Genomic DNA, 1,112 nt, shown 5'->3' with positions numbered 1-1,112 from the left:
ATTGCAGAGCGTACATATTTAAAAGGGGTTATTGGTCTTTCAACGAGTACAGCAAAGAAAGAGGTAATTTCAGCAGAAGGTTTACAGAAATCAACGGTACAAAGTTCACATTTAAAAGCATATGTGAAAAAAGAATTTAAAACGTTATTCCGCACGCCACAATTTTTCTTAAATTGTATTGTGCAAACTTTCGTTATGCCAATTATGCTGTTCTTTGTTTTATTTGTACAAGATGGAAATTTAAAATGGATTACGGAATATATTGATAATCCAGAATCAGCAGGCTTTGCAATTGGTGTTGGCCTTTGTGCATCCTTATTTTTAATGGGGAGTAATGTTATTGCAACAACGTCATTCTCACGAGATGGAAGCTCTTGGTTTGTGAATCGTTATTTACCAGTAAAGGCTTCGGATATCTTTTTTGCGAAAGCAATAACTGCTTGGTTAATTAATGTGGTCATTTTAGCAGTATTCGGTATTACGATGGCAGTTGTAGCAAAAGTTTCCCCAGTCTTTATGATACTTTGGTTCTTGCTAAGTGCGAACGGGTTATTGTTAATTAATTTGATCGGTACGCGCTGGGATGCACAAACTGCAGATATACATTGGGATACAGAACAGAAATTATTTAAGAGTCGATACACAACTTTATGGAATTTTTTAGCTAATATTTTAATAGCTTTAATTATTGTAGCGGGAGTAAGTGTATTATACTTTGTCCTTCAGGTAGGACTGTGGGTTATGTTTATTATTTTATTTATACTGTTTACCATTGCCAATTTAATTTTAATTAGAATTTTAAAATTAGGTGCAGAGCGTATATTGTCAAATATTCAATAAGAAGGTAGATCCTCTGTATTCGTGCAGAGGATCTATCTATAGATGGAGGAGAAAAGGTGAAGAAAATAGCAATTGTAACAGGGGCAACTCGTCTGAATGGAATTGGTGCAGCTGTATGCAAGGTGCTTGCTCAAAAGGGGATAGACGTCTTTTTCACGTACTGGCCTCGGTATGATAAAGCAATGCCGTGGGGAATGAATGATCAAGAACCCTTTTTGTTGAAAAAGGAAATTGAAAGTTACGGCGTTCGATGTGAAATGGCAGAAATCAAC

The 1,112-nt window shown here is 35.7% G+C and carries 1 protein-coding gene and 1 pseudogene; both read left to right on the top strand.

Annotated features, from left to right (window positions below):
- On the top strand, positions 1–840 hold an 840-nt coding region (locus tag AC1DTM_RS27775; protein WP_477001407.1), incomplete at its 5' end, for an ABC transporter permease.
- A gap of 56 nt (positions 841–896) precedes the next feature.
- Positions 897–1,112: pseudogene (locus AC1DTM_RS27770) on the top strand (SDR family oxidoreductase); the annotation flags it as partial.

Source organism: Bacillus sp. P4_D3, from assembly GCF_056401855.1.
The sequence above is the reverse complement of the archived record's forward strand: the minus strand, read 5'-3'. Positions and strand labels throughout refer to the sequence as shown.